The 19,924-nt window shown below is 60.0% G+C and carries 15 protein-coding genes; 6 read left to right on the top strand and 9 right to left on the bottom strand.

Annotated features, from left to right (window positions below):
- Nucleotides 1–100 precede the first annotated feature (100 nt).
- The 7 genes from AC0L20_RS18985 to AC0L20_RS18955 all read right to left on the bottom strand — a co-directional run bounded on the left by AC0L20_RS18985 (nt 101) and on the right by AC0L20_RS18955 (nt 10,506).
- Nucleotides 101–4,153 carry a protein kinase domain-containing protein gene (locus AC0L20_RS18985; RefSeq protein WP_473290682.1) on the bottom strand — a complete coding sequence of 1,351 codons (4,053 nt, stop codon included), beginning with the start codon at nt 4,151–4,153 and terminating at the stop codon, nt 101–103.
- Nucleotides 4,154–4,394: 241 nt separating this feature from the next.
- Nucleotides 4,395–5,048, bottom strand: coding sequence for a 4Fe-4S single cluster domain-containing protein (locus AC0L20_RS18980; protein WP_473290680.1), 654 nt, complete (start codon nt 5,046–5,048; stop codon nt 4,395–4,397).
- Nucleotides 5,045–6,874 (bottom strand): AAA family ATPase, encoded by a 1,830-nt coding sequence (locus AC0L20_RS18975; protein ID WP_473290678.1) that lies wholly within the window; start codon nt 6,872–6,874, stop codon nt 5,045–5,047. The genes AC0L20_RS18980 and AC0L20_RS18975 overlap by 4 nt, the downstream gene beginning before the upstream one ends.
- A gap of 790 nt (nt 6,875–7,664) precedes the next feature.
- The gene (locus AC0L20_RS18970; protein ID WP_473290676.1) at nt 7,665–8,999 is read right to left on the bottom strand and encodes a hypothetical protein; all 1,335 of its coding nucleotides are present in this window, start codon (nt 8,997–8,999) and stop codon (nt 7,665–7,667) included.
- Complete coding sequence (locus tag AC0L20_RS18965; protein ID WP_473290674.1) at nt 8,999–9,520, bottom strand: hypothetical protein; 522 nt, start codon at nt 9,518–9,520, stop codon at nt 8,999–9,001. Before AC0L20_RS18965 ends, AC0L20_RS18970 begins: the two co-directional genes overlap by 1 nt.
- Complete coding sequence (locus AC0L20_RS18960) at nt 9,468–9,965, bottom strand: DUF7665 family protein (protein WP_473290672.1); 498 nt, start codon at nt 9,963–9,965, stop codon at nt 9,468–9,470. The genes AC0L20_RS18965 and AC0L20_RS18960 overlap by 53 nt, the downstream gene beginning before the upstream one ends.
- Nucleotides 9,958–10,506, bottom strand: coding sequence for a hypothetical protein (locus AC0L20_RS18955; protein ID WP_473290670.1), 549 nt, complete (start codon nt 10,504–10,506; stop codon nt 9,958–9,960). Before AC0L20_RS18955 ends, AC0L20_RS18960 begins: the two co-directional genes overlap by 8 nt.
- Before the next feature lie 149 nt (nt 10,507–10,655).
- On the opposite strand from AC0L20_RS18955, the gene AC0L20_RS18950 reads away from it, so the two are divergent.
- Genes AC0L20_RS18950 through AC0L20_RS18940 form a run of 3 tightly spaced genes read left to right on the top strand, consistent with a single transcriptional unit; the run spans nt 10,656 to nt 15,163 of the window.
- Complete coding sequence (locus AC0L20_RS18950) at nt 10,656–11,042, top strand: antitoxin Xre/MbcA/ParS toxin-binding domain-containing protein (protein WP_473290668.1); 387 nt, start codon at nt 10,656–10,658, stop codon at nt 11,040–11,042.
- Complete coding sequence (locus tag AC0L20_RS18945) at nt 11,042–11,755, top strand: RES family NAD+ phosphorylase (protein WP_473290666.1); 714 nt, start codon at nt 11,042–11,044, stop codon at nt 11,753–11,755. Before AC0L20_RS18950 ends, AC0L20_RS18945 begins: the two co-directional genes overlap by 1 nt.
- A 21-nt stretch (nt 11,756–11,776) precedes the next feature.
- Nucleotides 11,777–15,163, top strand: coding sequence for a TM0106 family RecB-like putative nuclease (locus AC0L20_RS18940; protein ID WP_473290664.1), 3,387 nt, complete (start codon nt 11,777–11,779; stop codon nt 15,161–15,163).
- 417 nt (nt 15,164–15,580) lie between these two features.
- On the opposite strand, the gene AC0L20_RS18935 is transcribed toward AC0L20_RS18940, so the two are convergent.
- Nucleotides 15,581–15,763, bottom strand: coding sequence for a hypothetical protein (locus tag AC0L20_RS18935; RefSeq protein WP_473290662.1), 183 nt, complete (start codon nt 15,761–15,763; stop codon nt 15,581–15,583).
- A 142-nt stretch (nt 15,764–15,905) separates the two neighbouring features.
- Complete coding sequence (locus AC0L20_RS18930; RefSeq protein ID WP_473290660.1) at nt 15,906–16,541, bottom strand: cysteine hydrolase family protein; 636 nt, start codon at nt 16,539–16,541, stop codon at nt 15,906–15,908.
- Nucleotides 16,542–16,754: 213 nt separating this feature from the next.
- Between AC0L20_RS18930 and AC0L20_RS18925 the strand changes: the two genes are divergently transcribed.
- The 3 genes from AC0L20_RS18925 to AC0L20_RS18915 all read left to right on the top strand — a co-directional run bounded on the left by AC0L20_RS18925 (nt 16,755) and on the right by AC0L20_RS18915 (nt 19,582).
- Complete coding sequence (locus tag AC0L20_RS18925; RefSeq protein WP_473290658.1) at nt 16,755–17,789, top strand: aldo/keto reductase; 1,035 nt, start codon at nt 16,755–16,757, stop codon at nt 17,787–17,789.
- A 120-nt stretch (nt 17,790–17,909) separates the two neighbouring features.
- Nucleotides 17,910–18,782 carry an NADPH-dependent oxidoreductase gene (locus tag AC0L20_RS18920; protein ID WP_473290655.1) on the top strand — a complete coding sequence of 291 codons (873 nt, stop codon included), beginning with the start codon at nt 17,910–17,912 and terminating at the stop codon, nt 18,780–18,782.
- A 59-nt stretch (nt 18,783–18,841) separates the two neighbouring features.
- Nucleotides 18,842–19,582: an SDR family NAD(P)-dependent oxidoreductase gene (locus AC0L20_RS18915; RefSeq protein ID WP_473290653.1), complete on the top strand. Its 741-nt coding sequence runs from the start codon at nt 18,842–18,844 to the stop codon at nt 19,580–19,582.
- The last annotated feature ends 342 nt before the right edge of the window (nt 19,583–19,924 follow it).

The raw sequence follows: 19,924 nt of genomic DNA, 5'->3' as shown, positions 1-19,924 counted from the left end.
CGGCTCCCGCATTGGAGCGTCCGTTCTCGACCGCGGAGTATCTTGATCCGAGCCACAATTCATCAAAGTAAGTTTTGAGCCGGTCCAGCGCGACGCGGCTCTATTCTCGTGCTCCGTGTCTGACCAGGGCTTGGCCGCCACGTTCGAAGAACAGACGCAATTCCTCGGTGTCTCCGGTGGCGATAGCCGTATCGAGCTCCGATCTGCTGGGACATCGATCGACGATCGAGTTATGCCCGCTTAGGCCATCGAGAAACGAGCGCAGGCTCTTGGCGAAGTCGGCGAGCTTGCCGGGTGAGAGATCCAGGTTGGGGACTTTGCCGAAAAGGGCGATGAAGTGTTGGTGCAGTTCTCGTCTGGGTTCACGCAAAACCAGTTCGAGCTTGGCTGCATGGTATAGGGAGCCGATGGCATCCGCGCTCTGCGGAAGCCGCATGGACGACAGCATCTGGAGTGCTCGGCGCCTCCGGAGCCAATACAGAGGGTTTATCAACTGTAGACCGCCCGTCGGCGGGCGAGTGCGGTCAGTGAGTTCCGCGACGGATCGCAGGTCCTCCTCGCTTAAGGAGGTGAGTTTGGACGAAAATTTCGGCTTGTAAGAAGGACCATCGAGCGAGGTGAGCTGTTCGTCGATTTGCCCCAATTCATCCAGCATGCGGACGGCTTGCGAAACTCCCCCGCCATCATCTCGAAACAGCGGGCGCAATCGAGCGAGATTCGCCCAAACCGTGTCACTTATGGAACGCAGGTCGTCCGCTTCGGCGAGCCAAGACTGAAAGGCCGTCGGATCTTCCAGTTTCAGGCAGTCGGCCGTCTCAGCGTCGGTCTGCTCGCGTTTGGCTTCGGTCTCGACCAATACTTGAAGATGCTGGGTGACCGCGGCTGTGGTCCCACGATCGGGGTTGAACGGTTTGAGGGAGAAAAGGGGATTGCCCTCGAATTTCGCCGGTAACCAGAACTTCGCGAGCGGGCCGCAATTCTCTTCGAGCGTTGCGACGTCCGTAGGATGTAGACCGGACAGATGCGGGCGAAGTTCGGGAGCATCGACAGGCTTTGGATGACCTTCTTCGATTTCCAACAGTTCGCCCAGAAGCGCCCGGTACGATAGTCCCGTCCGATCGTCCTGCGAATGCAGTGCGGTTAGGCGACGATCGAGCTCTGCCTCGAGCGTCTCGATGCGTGCCGCCAATCGCTCGCGGCTGAGCTTCCATGCTGGCGTTCCTCCGGGCGGTAGGCTGTGCAACGCTTGCGCCTGCGAACGGACGGCGTTGATGATGGACCCGCGATCACGATGTTCGTCTGTGATCATGACGAAGCGATCGCCCAGGCGTTCCTTCTCGAGCCGCTTCCGCACGACGTCGAGTGCAGCCTGCTTCTGACATACGACGAGAAGCGATTTTCCGGTGCCGATGGCGTCCGCCACCATGTTGACGATCGTCTGGCTTTTGCCTGTCCCGGGCGGTCCGGCAATGACCAGCCCCGGAGCTTGACGAGCATCTAGGACCGCGGCCTCTTGTGAAGGATCGCTATCCGCGGTGAAATAACGGTCGACTTCCGCGACTTTGGGCGATGAGGCCGGCGCCGTATTCTGTTCATTCAACCGCAGTGCGGCCTCGAGAGCCGTCGAAGTCGGGGGCACCCCGCGGAGCGTCTCGAGGTCTTTCATCACGGCTTGGCCCATGAACTCGAGATGGAAGAGCACGGCCGCAGGCACGAGTTGGCGTTCTTGCGAACCGATCTTGACGTCCTTGCCTGGAAGTCGCGTCAGCTCATTTCCGGCCGGTCGGGCCAGATGGCTGAAGGTATCCATGGCCGCTTGAACGGATAGGCTGGCGCGGGTGAGTAGCTCGTTCGCCGCTTCCTGCCATCGTTTGGCTTCTTGAACGCCTATCATTCCTTCGAGGGCCGGATTGATGACGACGTGTTCGGTCTCCGTGTCGGGATTCTTCTCTCTTCCATATCCAAGCGTGATGTGACCGCGATTGCCTACCTCCGGATTGACGCGAACCGGCCATAGCAGCACGGGCGCGATCCTCGGCTTCGCATTGGGGCGGCTGTCGCGCATGATCAGGAAGGGAAAGCCCATGTATAGGCCGTCGATCCCGGTATCGCGCTTGTAGAGCAAGGCGCGGGAATGAAGCGATCGCAACCGCCGTTCGACGCCCTCTTCGGTGCCGAAGGCGGCGGGGTCGATGTTCACGACGCGGTTCGTACGACCGAGGAGTTGGTCGAGAATCTCGGTCGCGGGTACTCTGGCAGTGCCGAGCTCAGTGAGGTCGACCCTGGCGGCCGACTTGCCTATCAGCATCCGCGTCAGCGGGCCTCGTATCACGCCTCCAGAAATTCGCTTGGCGAAGAAATCCAGGATCGTAGAGACATATCCTTGCTTCGGGAGCGGTTTCCAGGATTCTGAAGGCACAGAGAGAAGGGCGAGCGCGCGCCCAAGCGGCATGCGTCTGTCCAGACGAAACTGATCCGCCCATTCGTCGGCCTCCTTCAGGCCGCATCTTGCGAAGTTGTGAATGCGCTCGTCGATTGCCTGATAGATCTCGCGACGTGGTCGGGCGAGGAGATCGGTAGCTCTCTCGACCGAAAACTGGCCGAGTCCGGCGGTCGTCGCCTCCTTCTTCGCTTCTTCGATGATCTCGGCGACGGACCTGAATTGGTTCGAAGTCGCGCTGAGCAGGATGAGAAGGTCCTCTTCGGCCGAAAGACGACGTTCGGTGAGTGCGGCCACGCCGGCGTGGTCGGTGTCGGGGAAAAGCTTCCGCCGCTCCTCCCATAGAGCGGCAACGCGTGCCATCGACGTCGACAGAAGGTGCACGCGCAGAGCGTCCTCGTCGACCGAGATTTCCAGTTGGTCAAGACGCTTCCGAACGGTCTCTGACCTCACTTTTAGACGCCATAACCCATCTTCCGGATCGATCTTGCGCAGCAGATCGGGGGCGGGCCCAGTGATCAGGCTGTAACCGTCGGCCGGATGATCGAGCAGCCAACCCGGCGTGACGATGTTGCCCCTGACGATCAAAGGCATCGATGGATTGAGTGTTTTGAGAGCGATGGAGAGCTTCAAGTCGTCTTGAAGGTTCTCCATTCTCAGGATCTGGCGAAGGCCAGCCGATACCGCGGCCTCGAAGCCGGCCTCCGAAGCCCAGCTCGCGACGGCACCTCTGAGGACCAGAGCCTTGGCTTCATCCCAATTCGCTGCTTCGGCGGCCGCCAATGCAAACATGTTTGCGGAACGATATTGCTTTGCACCCAGCGTGATCGACGTGCCGCCCTCGGTCTCGCCGGCGCTTTCGGCTGCGGGCGCGGAAACTGCCTCTCCGCGCAACCAGGCCTGGACTTCCTTGAATTGCCACCGCTGGCGCCTGTCGCGAGCCAGGAGTCCGCGGAACAACGTATTTGTCCGACCGTCCAGATCGGCGGGCAGGTGCACGCCGTTCGTAAGGACGTGGATCAGGAAAGCCTGTTCGTTGATGCCCTCGAAACACGCTCCTTGCGTGATCTTTTCCAGCAAGATCATTCCAATGCTCCACCAGTCGGAAGCGGCGGCGACGCCGCCCGCTATCGCTTCGGGAGCCATGTAACGGGTGGTTTCGAGGGGGGACGCGATGTCCAGGTCGAATTCGGAAAGCCTTGCGGATCCGAAGCCCCCGACCACGAGGTCCAGCGGCTCTCTCGTCCGCACGAAGATGACCGACGGACGCAGATCCCTATGGCGCAATCCGGCCTCGGCGAGAGCATGAACCGCCTGCGCGAGCTCGTCCACCAACTTGTCGATTGCTGCCTGCTCGTTCGGATCGACGGTGAAATCCGCCAATGTACCGCCGCTGAACTCCTCGGCGACATCGTAAGCACGGTCCTGCCAACGCCCGGTGGCGAATAACTCTGGGACATGATCCCGAGGAAGCTTCGCGAGCAAATCATAGATCGCCTGATCCGGCTCCGAGCCGGGTGCGTAGAGCGTCAGTATGCCGCGCTGCCCATCGGACTCGCGCGCGACGACGAAGCGCTCGCGCACGATGCTCGGTGAGGCGATCCGGTCCTCGAGACGCCAACCGTCCACGATCGTTTCGGTCTCGGGCTCTTGCGGCTGCTCCGGTCCCGGTTCGGGGGCGTCGGGTGAGGGGGCGGCATCCGGTTCGACCATCGGCTCGCCGCACACGCTGCAGACGAAGTCGCCGGGAGAGCCTTGATGACCGTTCCGGCACGTAGAGACGCCGGGCGCTGGAGGCTCGGGGCGTGTCGGTCTGGCAACTCCGGGCGCAGTGATATCGACTGCCGACAGGTCCCAGCCACAGGTATGGCCGTTGAACGTGCCTTCGCAGAAGATCTCGGTAACCGGTCGCTCGGTAGTGCAGTTGGGGCAAAGTCTAATCATCAGCCTTGTTCTAACGAGATTGGAAACGCGTATCTTCCGAGATGCGAAGCGTCGATCCGTCGCCTTCGAGAATGGTCCGCAGGCGTCGGAAATCACCGCGAGCCGGGATACCCGCAAGCCAAACGTCTCCGTTTTCGTCGAACATGACGTCGAAGGAGCGGTCTCGCTCGCCGGCCGGGCGGTCGAAGCTCTTGAAGCGTGCACGGCCCAGGGCCGTGATCAGGTGCAGCTCCTGATTATCACTGCCGCGAAGCGCCAGAGTTTGCGCCTCATTGATCAGAAAGGGTCCGGTGACGATCGCATCGATGCGCGACGGCGAGGAGGCGACCGCTTCGGAGATCGTGGTCCACGGATAGCCAGTGAAAACGAGTATGTCCACTGGCGTTCGCGCCTTAAGCTGCGCAACTAGCTCGAACAAGCCGTCTTGCTGATCGAATGGCTCTCCACCCGAGATCGTTATTCCGTCTGCCGTCGAGAGCCAGGGGGAAATGGTATCTAGAACCTGATCCATTTCAGTCGTTCCGCGTCCATGAGTCCATGTGTCCATGGAAATGCATCCAGGGCAACGGATCGAGCAGCCTTGAAACCAGATCCCGATTCTACGACCGGGTCCCAACGTGGTAACCGGGAAATGGATGCGCGATAGGTCGATCGTGGCGGTCATGTGGACTGCTCGCCGACGAGGTCGATGGCACTCGATGCGCCTGGGCGAATCCCCTCGATCCTGTACTTGCGTCCTGAAGCCACGCCACTGTCAAACAGGCTACGCGAGAGTGGGTTGATGAGATTGGCTTCCACTTGATTGCGGATGCCTCGCCCGCCGTTCGAAAGATCGGCGAGGCACAGTCCGCGAAGGGCGTCGCGAGCGGCTCCCGTCAACGTAACGTCGTAACCGAGCGAGTTGATGTCCCCGAGCAGATTGTCGACCATCTGATCGAATATCTCGTTCGCAACATCTGGGCGAATGAAGTCGAATACGATGATGTTCTCGCCGATCCGATTCAATATCTCCGGGCGATTGAGGACCTGTTTGAAGTGCTTGTCGATCTCGCCGCGGACCTTTCTCCGTACCCCTTCGAAAGTCTCCTCGGGAGTGACGTTGGCGATCCGCTCGCCGGATGGGCCGGGTACATAGATACCCAAATTCGAGGTGAAGACGATGAGAGCTTCGGAGAAATAGACGCGATCGCCTCGACCCGAGGTGAGGACGCCGTCATCGAGTATCTGAAGGAATTTGTCGAGGATCCTCGGGTGAGCTTTCTCGATTTCGTCGAATAGAACGACGCTGAACGGTTTTTCGCGGATCGCGTTCGTGAGCTCGCCCCCGACGTCGTACCCGATATAGCCCGGCGGCGCGCCAATGAGCCGCTGGTCCGAATGCTCGGCGCTGAACTCCGACATGTCGAACCGAATATACGCGCTCTCGTCGCCGAAGAGCAGGCTCGTGATCGTCTTCGCCAATTCCGTCTTGCCGACGCCGGTCGGTCCCGCCAGAAAGACCACGCCTCTCGGCCTACCTCCTCTGGGCGACTGCCCGATGCCGGTCACCGCGCGCTTGACGATGTCCAGCATGTGCGTAACCGCGTGCGCCTGTCCCTTGACGCGACGTCTTACGAACTGTTCACCCGAGCTGATCTTGTCGCGGTTGATCTTGCGCCAAGGATCTTCGGTTACGCCGACCTTGAACCGTCGAACGGCATCCCCGATTCGATCGAACTGAACTCCCTCGGTGCGGGCGAGCTGCGCGACCGCGCTCAGGTCGAGCAGCAGAAGGCCCTCCGTCTCATCGACGAATCCCTGGATCGACTTGTCCAGTTCCGGCTGTTCTGCATTCTGCGCACCCGGCAGGCCACGGACGAGAGATCGGATCATGCTTCTCCTCGCGGAATGATCCGGCCGACCTATGGGGATGTGGCGAATCTTGGGGTTGCCGATCAGGAACCAGTCGGGCAGGTCTCCCTCCTTGTCGACGATCCAGATGACCGTGTTGAAGAAGGGAAGGCGTTTGTCGCCGGCCGGCCTAGCTCTGGCGGCATGAGAGAGAATTAGCGCCCGGGAGAACAACTGGTGTTCGTGAGGTGACAGAGCTTCGTTCCGCGCGATCAGCCTAGAGGCGAAGTCGATGATGAGCGCCGACGGCGGCCCATCTGCCCCGATATGCCTTTCGATAGCGGCTGACAGGAGGTCGATCCCGCCCGGCGCGGTGCCGTTGGTCGGTGTCAGCCCCAATTGAGACAGATAGCTTCCGTCGTTCGGCTCGAGGCCCCGAAATCCGTTGAGAAGATCGAAGCATGCGATGTGCGCATAGCCCGCCTCCTTCAAGACGTCCGGTAGAACCCTAGATAGCGGCGCAGCGGTCACCTCGCCCGGGACGACCTCGTGCATCTGAAGGTCCCGAGTATTGCCCGAGAGGACAAATTGACTGCGAAGCGGCAGAAAGCGCAGCAGATCGCGGAGCCATCTGGCTTTTTCGGCCGGACTATCGTGCACTGAGACGCTCCCCCTTGTACTCGTAGCGCGCGACTATAAGCTAACTCACTCGCCTATTTCGAGAGCAATTCCCTAGATTCCATAGGGAATTAGGATGAGCCGACCGCAGGAAGGGAAAGTGCGGCGCCGGCTCAATTCCGCAAAACGGGATCTGGTTTGACAGTCTGCGCAACGACATTAGGAACACGATTGAAGATCAAAGGCGCAGCGGCAGCGCGGCGCCCGAGCTCGGCGTTTTCCTCCGGCGTGGATCCCAGGCGATGGCCGTCTTCAGCGCAACGCTCGCGATGGCCGGGCTCCAGTCGGCGTGCACGAACTCGGCATTTCGGTCTCGAAGATCAAGGGAGGCGAGCTGCGTCCGATCCTCGCGAGGCTCGCCGAAATGCGAAACATCGATCCCCGCGTCGTCTCCGAGTTTGTCGCGAACATCAAGTCGGGAACGGAGCAATTACCGGAAAATTTGGCTAGATCTCTCTGGGCCAGACAGAATGACGACAGGGTCACCGGGATCCCCGTCATGGCCCGAGGTTTATAGCAGCGTACTGCCTTCGAGCGTTCGATGGTGGAGGAACGACGCGATGCACAAGATGGAAGAAAAGCTCAACCTCAGCGCGGGTTATCTCGTAGGTCATATCAACTGCCGATATATGACCGCACTCGACCTTGCCGTGGCGTACGGCCGGTTGGCAAGCCGCGTGTCTGGGATCCGTTGCTGGAGACGCTGGCCGAGCGCGGCGCATCCGGCGAGATCATGTCTTACAAGCTTGTGATCCGCAAACAAAGCCGCTTTTCACAGTTGAAGCGTGCAGCTTCCAACATTCACGCTTGGCTTTGCGACAAAGTCTGCCACAGATGCCATCTCGGGCGCACCGAGCTGCATCTGAAGAAATCGGGCGGTCGGCTCCAGGGAGGCAAGACGAATGGCTTGAGCGATGACCAGCGCTCCTGTAGCAGCTCCCACAAACGGCACGGAGGTGCTTGCTTCAGCGAAGCTCACGATCCCGCACTGGCCAATCTGTTTCTCAAGATCCTTGTAAGCAGCATTTTCTTGCCGATCCGATAGCGCTTCTTCAGGTGCATGCTCGGGCGCACTCCACAAATCGCTGGACAATGCGCCCTTGGCGACCACGCGCAGTTGAATGCCTTCGAAATCATGTGGCCCATGCCCAAGTCCGGCATCAATCATGTAGTCGAATCCATGCTTCGCCATGATGCGGCGTGGTTCAATCCGGTCGAGGCCGCTTAAAAGATACGGTGGGTCGTCGGGTGTAAGCCGAACATCACCATGATGCCGCCGCTCAATAACGTCCGCTGTCCAGCCAGCGGCGCCAAGCCACGTCGCAGTGATCCGCGCTTTCTTTTCTCCGATATCGGCCTCCGTTACTAGGAGGCTGGTTGCCTCGTTTTCCTCGCCAATGGTTTGATTGTCCTGGAGCACCGCCCGGCCGCCTTTTGAACCAAGAAGGCAGAGGTTCCAGACGAAGCCTTGGCCGAGATGGCCGAGGCCAAGAAACCAGAATTGGTCAGGTACATCGAAGCATTCGGGTCCGAGGTCTTTGCGGTCAGCGCCCATCCATGGCGTCCAGAGCGAAATCGTAGCATCCCTCGCGCGCAGGACCTTGCCGGCAAGTACACCTGCGAAGACCTGACGGACCGCAAGTGCGGCGGCAAACACGCCGGAAAGAGCCAGCCGGGAGTCGCCGATCGTCTCGTAGTGTACACGCGTTCCCGAGAGCCACCGGTCCCACCAGCAGCGGATCGCCCAACCATCGCCGGCGGCCACGTTCCCAACGATGATTCTGTGCGTCGTTCTTGCAAGCGGCTTTCGGACAGTCCTGGCGCCGAGCCGCCGTGCTGCACGGTGAAGCGTTGCACCCAAGGGAAGTTTTGCGATCAGCGGAATGTCCATTTCGCTGACGAGCGTGACGGGGCCAAAGCATTTGCGCGCGGTGACAATGGCCGTCAACACAGCCGCCTGGCCGGCGCAGGTCGTGGCCTGATCGGCACCAACGACGATCGCTATCTGGACGGCATCGAGGCGTGCTTCCGCCTCCTTAAAGGAACTGGCGCGCGCAGCGTCAGTGAGAGCCTTGGTGATGCGGGAGCGTTTCCAGTGGTTCGCCATCAGAACCACCCGACTCTCAGAAAGCGGCTGCTTCTCTCGCTGTGATCAGCCCACCGGCCGTTGCCGAGGAATTCGTACATTCCTATCCCGCCGGGCTTGGGGTTATCCCGGGCAAAATTCGGCAGGATGAACGCGATGTGGCCGGAGCGAGGCATAATCGGTCCCGCGCGATCTGAGGCACTTTGCCCATAGCCAGACGGGTGCACGTGCACATCTGCGACGACGCCATAGCCCCGCGCCCGGCAGATTTCCCAAAGGCGCGGCAACGCAGTTTCGCGAATAGTCACGATGCCGGTAGCCAACGCCTTCGGATCAACGTCATCGTAGAAAATGAACTCAAGGATCTCGCGCGTGTCATTCTTGAAAGTGCGGCCGAGAAGATAGGCGCCGCTTTCACGGGTCTCATTCAGTGTGCGTCGCGCAAGTTCACCGACACCCGCCTCCCAGACGCGCCGCGCGCAGATAATCCTAGGCGGCGCGAGCCCGACCCAGCCAAGCAGCGTGTTCAGAAACGAGTTCATACAAGCGCTCCATAATGAAAGTGATATGCCGATCCCGGCGCCACACGAGGTCCGGGCGCTTCGATGCCCAGCCATTATGCAGCGCGGCAAGACGCTGCCACGGGCGATAGATGCCGCCATACGTTCCTGGCTGCTGGTCAGTCCACTGTTTCAGCGCATCAACGACACTGTCGGCGCTCGCCGTGAGTGGATCAGGTCGTTTACCCGCCGCATGGTTCCAGTGCTGGACGAATGGACCCGTGGCCGGAAAATTATCACACACGAGCTGAAAGCCCAGCGTGACGCTCTGCCCCGTTGGCGGATCGGAGCCAGTGATATTCACTTCCAGTTTGGGAAAGGCATAACGCACGATCTGCCAGCGCCCTTGATCGACGCCAGCCAGGAAGCGCACCGACCGAAGATGCGCTTCCAGTGTCTGTTGCGCGGCTGGAAGAACGTCAGCCATTGCTGAAATCCTTGAGCGTGAGATCCACTACAAGCGTGCAGTGGCCGTGCTTGACGAACTTGCCCAGCGCATCCTCGCGGGGAAGCGGCGCCTCAGCACCCGGCAAGATCAGATTGGCTTTTGCCGCGGCAACGGGATCAAGCCCAAAGCCCTTCTTGCCAACGGCCCACTGCAAGGCTTTGAAGACCGTCTCGGACGGGGCGAAGTGGTGCTCGATGGTGCGATGCTCGTAGCGAACCTGAAGTGTGACGACCGGGCAGCGGTGTCCCACCAGGCGAATGCTCTTGCGTCCATGCGGCGGGCAAGGAAGTGGCTTGTCGTGGCCGTGTTCGAAGAGGTGCATGTCTTCGGCCACGCCGATCCGGCCACGAACCGTCTCGTGGAATCGCTCGTCGACGACGACTGAAAAGCCCATCGCCTCTTCGCGGTCCTCGATCTCGATTTCGACGTCGATTTCCAAGACCTCGATGACCTCAAGGGCTGAATCGGGAGGCTGCCCCTCAATTTGCGTGGGATTCTCGGAGTGGTTGCCATGTTCCATGATATGATCCTGTTAGCTGTGGCCTGCCCTACCAAATGGTCGGCTTTCGTCCAAAAACGGATAAATCTGATTATTTAGTACGTTGTTGGACTATCTGTAATCGAACGAATATGCTACGTCAAGTCCGATTTTGGACTTATGGAGCCCTTATGCCGCCCGCCGCCACACCCGCCGAAACATCCGCGAACGCACCCCCAAGCCGAGCCTTGGATGTCTTTTTCAAGATTGCCGACGCCTGGAAGCTATCGATCGAGCAGCAGATCACTCTGCTCGGCGCCCCGGCGAGGTCGACGTTTTACAAATGGAAAAAGGAAGGTGGCCTGTTATCGACCGATACCGAGGAGCGCATCTCGCACCTCACCGCTATCTATAAAGCGTTGCAGATAATCGTTCCCGATCCGCATGCGGCCGACACGTGGATCGAGCGGCCCAACAAATATTTTGGCGGCCGTACCGCGCTCGAAGTGATGCTTGATGGAAAGCTCACCGACATCTATGCGGTCCGCGTTTATCTGGATGCCCAGCGCGGAGGCTGATGGCGATGTATTCCAAGCGTTCGTTCGATCAGGATTGTTACCAGCTCATCCCCTCGCGGTTTCCGATCATCGAGGTGTACGAGCGGCTGGGCGACGACCGATTACAGAATGCCGCGAAGGTTCTGGAGGAGCGCTCAAATCCTCGCCTAGCGGCGATCAAACAGCTGCCCGGGGCACCGAAGGTAGGCGAAAAATCTGCCAGCCAATACCAAAACTGGAATCACGCGCCCTTCGCCTACAAGGACCCGCGCGGGACATTTTTTCTCGGGCCGACGCTCGGGTGCCTTGAACTCGCCAGCGATATCAACACGGCTCTGGCCTTTGCCCTCCTGCGCCGCGAGGAGTTTCTCGGCAGCACGGGCGAACCTGCCATGGGCCTCGACATGCGTGTCTTCAGCCGTCGCATTACAGGAAGCTTTCACGATCTTACAAAGCTTGATCCCAACCTCCCTAAGGCCGAGCGTTGGAAGATCGGGCACCAGCTTCACGACGGCGGCTCGCCGGGCGTTCTGTTCTGCCGGCCGGGCTTCGGTGAACATCGCTTCCTTGCCGTGTTCGACGGGGCCTTGCTGCCGCGCGCTGTGCAAGGCGCCCACTACCGCTTCGTCTGGGACGGGCAGAAGATAAAGAGCATCTACGATTTTTCCGGCGGAGAAGAAATCTCGCGGGGAGCTTTGTTAGTCTCCGACGCCGGCAGAGACGCTGCCGAATAGATAGCAAAGCGGGGGGCAATCGTGAGGCAGGAAGCAGGAAAGCGGATTTATTCCGCAACCGACCTCGTAAATTATCTCGGCTGCACGCATGCAACGTTCAACGACTTGCGGCAGCTTACGCATCCAGTGGCCCTCCCGGAAGACGACGAGCAGGCCAAGCTCCTTCAGGAGAAAGGTATCGAACACGAAAAGGCCTATCTCGCCCGGCTGAGGAAAGAAGGGCGAACCGTTTCCGAGATAACCAACGAAGGATCGCTTGGCGACCGTGTGGCGGCCACGCACAAGGCAATGCAGGCAGGCGCCGATGTCGTGTATCAGGGCGCGCTCCATAGTTCGCCCTGGCACGGGTTTTCGGACTTCCTCCTGCGCGTCAATGGAACTGCGTCGCATTTGGGTGACTACGCCTATGATGTCGCCGACACGAAACTCGCGCGCACTGCCAAGCCGAAACACGTGGTCCAGCTTTGCGTTTACGCCGATCTTCTTGGCGCCGCTCAGGGCATCGAACCACGGCAGTTGCATGTTGTGCTTGGCGACGGGAAAATAGCTTCACTTCGCACATCTGACGTGCGTCACTATTATGCCGTGGCGCGAGGGCGGTTCGAAACGTTCGTTGCTACGCCTCCAACGTCATCGATGGCAGAGCCCTGTGGTCATTGCACCTTTTGTCGGTGGTCCGACCCGTGCACCAGCGAATGGGATGCGAACGACCATTTGAGTCTCGTTGCGAACATCCATCGCAGCCAGATCGATAAGCTACGGGCGGCGGGCATCGCCACCGTCCGGCAGCTCGCAGCGATGCCGGCGACCGCGCGCATTCCGAACCTGCAAGCCAATACCTTGTCGCGGTTGCGCGCGCAGGCTACCTTGCAGGTGGAGCGCCGCGATACGGGAAAGAATCAGCATGAGATGCTGCCGCCATCGCCGGGCCGTGGTTTTGAGCGGCTTCCCAAGCCGGATCCCGGTGATCTCTTCTTCGACATGGAAGGCGATCCCCTCTACGAGATGGGGCTCGAATACCTCTTTGGCTTGGTCCACTACGATGCGGACCAACAGAGGTTCACGGCCTTCTGGGCGCACAATCGCGAAGATGAAAAGAAGGCATTCGAGAACACCGTCGATTTCATGACCGCCCGTCTCGTGTCTCATCCTGCCGCCCACATCTACCATTATGCCAGTTATGAAGAGTCGGCCTTGAAGCGCCTTGCGATGCTTCACGGCACCCGGGAACTAGAGGTCGACAATTTGCTGCGCCGGCACAAGCTCGTCGACCTCTACAAGGTTCTGCGCGAAGCCGTGCGCATCTCGGAGCCGCGCTATTCGATAAAGAACGTCGAGGCCTTCTATCTTGATAGCGCGAGATCTGGAACAGTTACCACGGCGGGCGACAGCATCATCATCTATGAGCGCTTCCGACGCCTCGGCGAAAAAGCCCTGCTCGACGAAATCGAGGCCTACAACAAGCTTGATTGCCAATCGACCGCGAAGTGCCGGGATTGGCTGGTCACGCTGCGTCCTGCCACTATGCCGTGGCCCACGGAGATCGCGCCGGAGAAGGCCGATCCCGCGCGCGAGCAAAAGCGTATCGAGGCGGAGCAGCGCACCGCCGCACACGTTCAGGCACTCACAACGGGATGCGCGCCTGAAGATCGGCCGTGGCGGACCCTGCTGGCCTATTTACTCGAATTCCACCGGCGTGAGGCCAAGCCGAAATTTTGGGCGATGTTCACGCGTCAGGAAATGACCGACGAGGAATTGATCGATGACGCCGAGTGCATCGGCGTTCTTAGGCCAGATCCCGCGCGTCCACCGCGCCCGGAAAAGAGATCGATGGTCTATTCCTTCACGTTTCCGCTCCAAGACTTCAAGATGCGCGTCGATGATGAGGTCCTGCGGGCCGGGACGCTCGAGCCGGCCGGCGAAGTCTTCGAACTGGACGAAGACGGAAGGCGCATCTCCTTGAAGCTTGGGCCGAAATGTCCACGCCTTGCCGATGGCGCGTCGCTCATTCCCAAAGGCCCTCTTGGAGACCTCGTTTTACGAGGGGCCGTTCATCGTTATGCCGAAGCCGTCATCTCGGGCGATCTGAACTGCTACCGAGCGTTGACCGACATCATGAAGAAGTCGGCGCCCCGACTCGTGAAGCAGGCGCAAGGCGCGCCAGTCATTGCTCCGGGTGCAGACCTTCTGGACGGATCGGTTCTCGCACTAAAGCGCCTTGATCAAAGCTACATGCTTATTCAAGGACCACCCGGTGCCGGCAAAACTTATACCTCATCACACGCAATCGTCGCCCTTTTGGCGGAGAAGAAGCGCGTCGGCGTTGCCTCCAACTCGCATAAGGCCATCAATAATCTGCTGAAGGACGTTGAAGCCGTCGCGAAAGAGAAGGGCATCCGCTTCAGCGGAATTAAGGGTTCAACCAAAGAGGAGCAGCATTTCCAGGGAACGATGATTACCAATGCGGAGAACAAAGACGCGGCGGCGGCCCAAGCCAATCATCAGCTCATTGCCGGGACCGCTTGGCTCTTTGCGCGGCCTGATCTCGATCAGACGCTCGACTACCTCTTCATCGATGAAGCAGGCCAAGTGAGCCTTGCGAATGTGATTGCGATGGGGGTAGCCGCGAAAAATGTCGTTCTCGTTGGAGATCAAATGCAACTGTCCCAACCCATTCAGGGGGCCCATCCGGGCGGCTCTGGCATCTCCGGGCTCGATCACTTGCTCGCCGGCTTGGCAACCGTTCCGCCCGACAGGGGCATCTTCCTGGCAACTACCTTCCGGATGAATCCCGGTATTTGCAAATTCATCTCAGATGCTGTCTACGACGGCCGTCTCGTATCCGACCCATCCGCCAAACGGCAAACGATCGACGTCGGGGATACGAAGGATGAGGCGCTCGCTGCGACCGGACTACGCTTCGTTCCCGTCGATCATGCCGGTTTTGCGCAACGGTGCCCGCCGGAGGCCGATCGCCTCAAGAAGACTTACGACACATTGCTTGGCAGAACGTGGGTCGACCAGAAGGGCACCAAGAAGACGATCGGCGTCGACGATATTTTGGTCGTAACGCCTTATAACATGCAGGTCAACCATCTGCGCGACGTCTTACCGAACGGCGCTCGTGTTGGGACAGTCGACAAAATTCAAGGACAGGAAGCCGCCGTCGTATTGATTTCGATGACCACCTCGTCCGGCGAGGATATGCCGCGGAACATTGAGTTTTTATACAGCCGCAATCGTCTCAATGTGGCGATCAGCCGGGCGCGATGCCTTTCTGTTGTCTTCGCAAGCCCGCGTCTTCTGGAAATACCCTGCAATACGATCGAGCAGATGCAGCTCGTGAATACGCTTTGCTGGGCCAAACATTATTCTGATGCGTCCGGGGCATCCAGAGCCGCCAACTAGATTGCTTGTCTTCACGTCTGCCTAGGCTCGGGGGGACCCATGCTTCAGAAGCAACTCGAAAAATCGACCTTACGGATCTTGAGTGCCTGCTTGGTGTGGCGCGGGAAGGGGCGGCACACGGTGTAAACCTGGACGGCGTCACTTCCTCTATTCGGGTCCTTCGATAGCGGAAAGCCACGGCCGGGCAGGTATTTCGGCCGGAACAGCCAAGCGTTGCCTTTCGGCTGCTGTCCTGCAAACCTCCAAGCCCGGCGCGCCTGAGAGCATTCCGCGGGGCTGCCATTCTTTCTCGGATTAGCAAACGCATGGGAAGGCGGAAGCCGCTCCCATGAAGTCCGCATTGGTTTCGCGGCCGCTCGAATTCTCCATGTGGAGAATGACGCGCCGCTCGAGTCAGTTTCAAAGCCGGAGATTGACTCACCCTTGTTCGGGGGTCGAAACGTTGCCGAAACGCTGGCGAAGCTCCATGCCCACGTGCACATTTTCAGGCTGGTCCTTCATGCCCTGGTCACTTTCGAAGCTATCTTCGAGCACGCCGCGCTTTTGGACGCGCTGGAGCGGCGGGACGTAGAGGCAAGTCACGCGACCATGAAGCTTCACGTCGAGGCTTCCTTGGCTCGCGTTCTCAGTCTGCGCCGATGATCCGACCGAAGCGAAACGTCGACGGGAAATCCGGTCCGAGCGCAGCCGTGGCAGGTCACCGCGGCGGCTGCGCTGTCCGATAGGCTCGCGAACCGTCCTCTCAGGATGCCGAAGCCGTTTCGCGGATCGACGCGAGGAATCGATCGATCGTCAGCACCTCGTGGCCGAAGGTCGGATAGGAGATGTCGATCGCGGCGCGGTGCGCCTCGGGCGTGAACTCCGCGACAGCATCGGTCAAGAATGTCAAGTGATAGCCCGCCTCGGTGGCGTGGCGGCCCGTTCCCTCGACGCACGTCTGCGACGTCAAGCCGGCGAGGATCACCTTGTCGATACCGCGCTTCTTAAGCTGTTCGTCCAGATCCGTCCCGATGAAGGCGTTGAACGTGCGGTGACGGCCGGCGATGATGTCTCCCTTCTGGGGACGGAACGGTTCGTAGAAATCGGAGCCGGGCTCACCCATCCAGAACATGTGTTCCTTCATGGCACGCTGCATCCGGACGGGAACGTGCTTCACGTCGTCGAAACTGTGCTCGTGAAGACCATGGGGAGCGTACACGATCTGCAGTCCCGCCTTGCGGGCGCCCGCGATCAACCGGGTCAGATTGGGGACGAGATTCACCTGGGCCATCTGATCCTTGATGCCCGGATAGATCTTGCCGTCAGGCGACAGGAAATCGTTGAGAACGTCGACGAGAACGAGCGCCGAATCGTTGGCCGTATAGATCGTGCCTGCCATTACCATTGCCTCTTCATGATGTTGTCGAAGGTCGGTCGGCCGATGCCAGGACACGCCATTCGTGTTACTTCATTATTTGAAGTTAAGAACAATTACTCTTCCGGGGCGAGCCGGTCAATGGGGCGAACAAATAGATGTCTGTTCAACTCTATTTGAACTGGCATTGGCTCGGCGGTTTCGTACACAGCCGGAATTCAAGCGAGGAGCTACACAATGGACTATCGTCGACTTGGGCATTCCGGCCTGCGCGTCCCGGCGCTCAGCCTAGGTACCGCCACCTTCGGTGGCGGCAACGACTTCTTCAAGGCGTGGGGTTCCACGGACGCGTCCGGCGCGGCGCGACTGATCGACATCTGTCTCGATCACGGCCTGTCGATGTTCGACAGCGCGGACGTCTATTCGGGCGGGCTTGCCGAAGAGATCCTCGGCCAGGCCATCAAGGGCAAGCGGAATGAACTGCTCATTTCGACGAAGTCCACCTTCCCATCCGGCGACGGACCGAACGACTACGGCTCTTCACGGCAACATCTGGTGTCGGCGGTCGAAGGCTCATTGAGGCGTCTGCGGACCGATTACATCGACGTGTTCCATCTCCACGGTCAGGACTACAATACACCCGTTGAAGAGACGCTTGGCGCGCTCGACGCTCTCGTTCGTTCCGGCAAGATCCGCTACGTCGGCTGCTCCAATTTTTCCGGCTGGCACCTGATGAAGTCGCTTGCGGCCGCCGATCGCTTCAACCTTCCGCGGTACGTGGTGCATCAAGCCTATTACTCGCTCCTGAACCGCGACTACGAGTGGGAGCTGCTCCCGCTCGGGCGAGACCAGGGCGTCGGCGCCATGGTCTGGAGCCCGCTCGGCTGGGGCAAATTGACCGGCAAAATCAGGCGTGGAGTCGCCGCGCAGCCCGGCACCCGCGCGCACGACATCGCTGGCACCGGACCTTATTTCGACGACGAGCGGCTGTTCCGGATCGTCGACGCGCTGGATGCCGTCGCCAAGTCGATAGGCAGGAGCATTCCGCAAGTCGCTTTAAATTGGCTGCTGCAGCAACCGACGGTCGCCAACGTCATCGTGGGTGCGCGGGACGAGAAGCAGCTCGTCGAAAACATCGGCGCGGTAGGCTGGACCCTTTCCGCCGAGCAGCTCGCCCAGCTCGACGCGGCGAGCAAAGTCGCTCCGCCATACCCTGTCTGGCACCAACGCGACTTCCCTATGCTCAACGAGCGGAACGGACCAGCCCACTAAATGTAACTTCAAAAACAAAAGCGACGTTGACAACAGCTCTTCCGTCGTCCTATTGGTGGCCGGTGCCATAGGACGGCGGCTTCGGCTCCGGCCTCGGCAGGCTCTCGGAGATTCCGGAAGATGACCGCACAAGCCGACCGCAAAGCCGTCGAGCAAACAGCCGATCTGTTCGACGCGACGCTCGGCGCGCGTCGGCTGCAAGAGCGGTACAGATCGGAAACCACGACGGTGACCGGTCCATGGAACGCGGTGATCGCGACTCTTCTCAACCATCGCTCGGTCAGGGCGTTTTCGGACGAGCAGGTGTCCGACGAGATTTTGGAACGCGCGATGGCCGTCGCGCAGTCGGCCGCGACATCCTCCAACCTTCAGGCATGGAGCGTCATCGCCGTCCGTGACGCCACCAAAAAAACGCGGCTGGCCGACCTTGCAGGTTCGCAGGCCTACGTGGCCAATTGCCCGCTCTTTCTGCTCTGGTTGGTGGACCTGTCGCGTATCGAACGGATCGGCGACGAAAACGGGCGCGAGACCGACGCGCTTAAGTACACGGACACGTTCCTGTCGGGCTTGATCGACGTTTCGTTGGCGGCGCAGAACGCGGTATCCGCATTCGAGTCGCTCGGATTAGGAACGACATACATCGGCGGGATGCGCAATCGTCCGATGGCCGCCGCAAGCGAGCTGGACCTGCCGGCAAGCGTCATGGTCGCGTTCGGGATGTGCGTCGGTTATCCCGATCCCAAGGTCAATACCGCGATTAAACCGCGGCTACCGTCCGAGCTCGTGATCCATCGAGAGAAGTACAGGCATTCGATCCCGGACGCCGTCCTCGCGGAATACGACGCGCGCGCTCGTTCGTTTCAGGTCGAACAAGGAATGAAGCCGTCTGGCTGGACGGACCAGGCGCTGGAACGCATGCGCGGACCGGAAGCGATGAGCGGGAGAGACAAGCTCAAGGACGAGATGACCGGGCTTGGCTTTCGAATGCTTTAAGTGTGTCGTCGACGTCTTCACGCGTCCGAACAACCAGAACGAATAGGGAGTAACGGACCATGACCAAGAAGTCCGCAGTCGTCGTCGGAGTGGGATCGGAGCAGGGCTTGGGCGCGGCACTCTGTCGCCGTTTTGCTCGCGAAGGATACCATGTCTTCGTCGCCGGACGATCCGCCGAGAAGATCGAGCGAGTCGTTGACACGATCGTCGACGAAGGGGGAGCCGCGGAGGCCATAAAGGCGGATGCGTCGAGCGAGCGCGAGGTGGCGCAATTGTTCACGAAAGCGTTCGCTCCCAGGACGAGCCTCGATGCGCCCGATCTAATCGTCTTCAATGCCGGAAACAACAAGCGCATGCCATTTCTGAAGATTACGGCGGCGACGTTCGAGGATTTCTGGCGGAGCGGGTGCTTCGCAGGTTTTCTGGTCGGCAAGGAAGCGATCACGAATCTTCTCCCCTTGAAGCGCGGAACGCTGATATTCACCGGCGCTTCGGCCAGCCTGCGGGGGCGAGGCGGCTTCGCGCACTTCTCCGCCTCCAAAGCCGGTCTGCGCATGGTCAGCCAGAGTCTCGCGCGCGAATTCGGCCCACAGGGAATCCACGTGGCTCATGTCGTCATCGACGGAGGCATCGACGGTGAGCGACTTCGCACGTCGGCTCCCGCGCGCGTGGCGGAGTTGGGCGAAAACGGCCTTCTGAAGATCGACGCGATCGCTGATGCCTACTGGCACATCCACGGGCAGCATCCGTCCGCCTGGACGCAGGAGTTGGATCTACGGCCCTTCGTCGAGGTGTTCTAGCTACCGCAGGCTTCTTCCAAACGAAGCTTCGTTCACGGGCAGGTCGTGAACCCAGTGGTGGTAGCGGTCGAAATTACCGGCTCGATGCCGCGGGAGCTCGACGCTCAACTCGGGTATACAGGGCTCCTCAATCGACCGCCGATCGCCTGCGGAGACGCTCGGACAAGGCAACCGTGCCAAATGAGTTCTCGAAATGGCGACGGCGCTGAGGTATTGAAACGCCTTCTTTTCGACTCGGTGTCGTGATCCACCAATGATCGCAATCAGTTGCTTGCGTTGGCGAGCTCGCCGAACTTTGCCGACCGCAAGTCGATCAACTAGGCAACGCCCTAGTGTCGATGT

It is taken from the genome of Bradyrhizobium sp. Kon58, from assembly GCF_055807455.1.
The sequence above is the reverse complement of the archived record's forward strand: the minus strand, read 5'-3'. Positions and strand labels throughout refer to the sequence as shown.

Excerpts from the sequence above, each read along its gene's own strand:
- AC0L20_RS18925 (WP_473290658.1), top strand. The coding sequence starts at position 16,755 with ATGGACTATCGTCGACTTGGGCATTCCGGCCTGCGCGTCCCGGCGCTC.
- AC0L20_RS18920 (WP_473290655.1), top strand. The coding sequence starts at position 17,910 with ATGACCGCACAAGCCGACCGCAAAGCCGTCGAGCAAACAGCCGATCTG.
- AC0L20_RS18915 (WP_473290653.1), top strand. The coding sequence starts at position 18,842 with ATGACCAAGAAGTCCGCAGTCGTCGTCGGAGTGGGATCGGAGCAGGGC.
- AC0L20_RS18930 (WP_473290660.1), bottom strand. The coding sequence starts at position 16,541 with ATGGCAGGCACGATCTATACGGCCAACGATTCGGCGCTCGTTCTCGTC.
- AC0L20_RS18955 (WP_473290670.1), bottom strand. The coding sequence starts at position 10,506 with ATGGAACATGGCAACCACTCCGAGAATCCCACGCAAATTGAGGGGCAG.
- AC0L20_RS18965 (WP_473290674.1), bottom strand. The coding sequence starts at position 9,520 with ATGAACTCGTTTCTGAACACGCTGCTTGGCTGGGTCGGGCTCGCGCCG.
- AC0L20_RS18950 (WP_473290668.1), top strand. The coding sequence starts at position 10,656 with ATGCCGCCCGCCGCCACACCCGCCGAAACATCCGCGAACGCACCCCCA.
- AC0L20_RS18985 (WP_473290682.1), bottom strand. The coding sequence starts at position 4,153 with ATGGTCGAACCGGATGCCGCCCCCTCACCCGACGCCCCCGAACCGGGA.
- AC0L20_RS18945 (WP_473290666.1), top strand. The coding sequence starts at position 11,042 with ATGGCGATGTATTCCAAGCGTTCGTTCGATCAGGATTGTTACCAGCTC.
- AC0L20_RS18960 (WP_473290672.1), bottom strand. The coding sequence starts at position 9,965 with ATGGCTGACGTTCTTCCAGCCGCGCAACAGACACTGGAAGCGCATCTT.
- AC0L20_RS18980 (WP_473290680.1), bottom strand. The coding sequence starts at position 5,048 with ATGACCGCCACGATCGACCTATCGCGCATCCATTTCCCGGTTACCACG.
- AC0L20_RS18970 (WP_473290676.1), bottom strand. The coding sequence starts at position 8,999 with ATGGCGAACCACTGGAAACGCTCCCGCATCACCAAGGCTCTCACTGAC.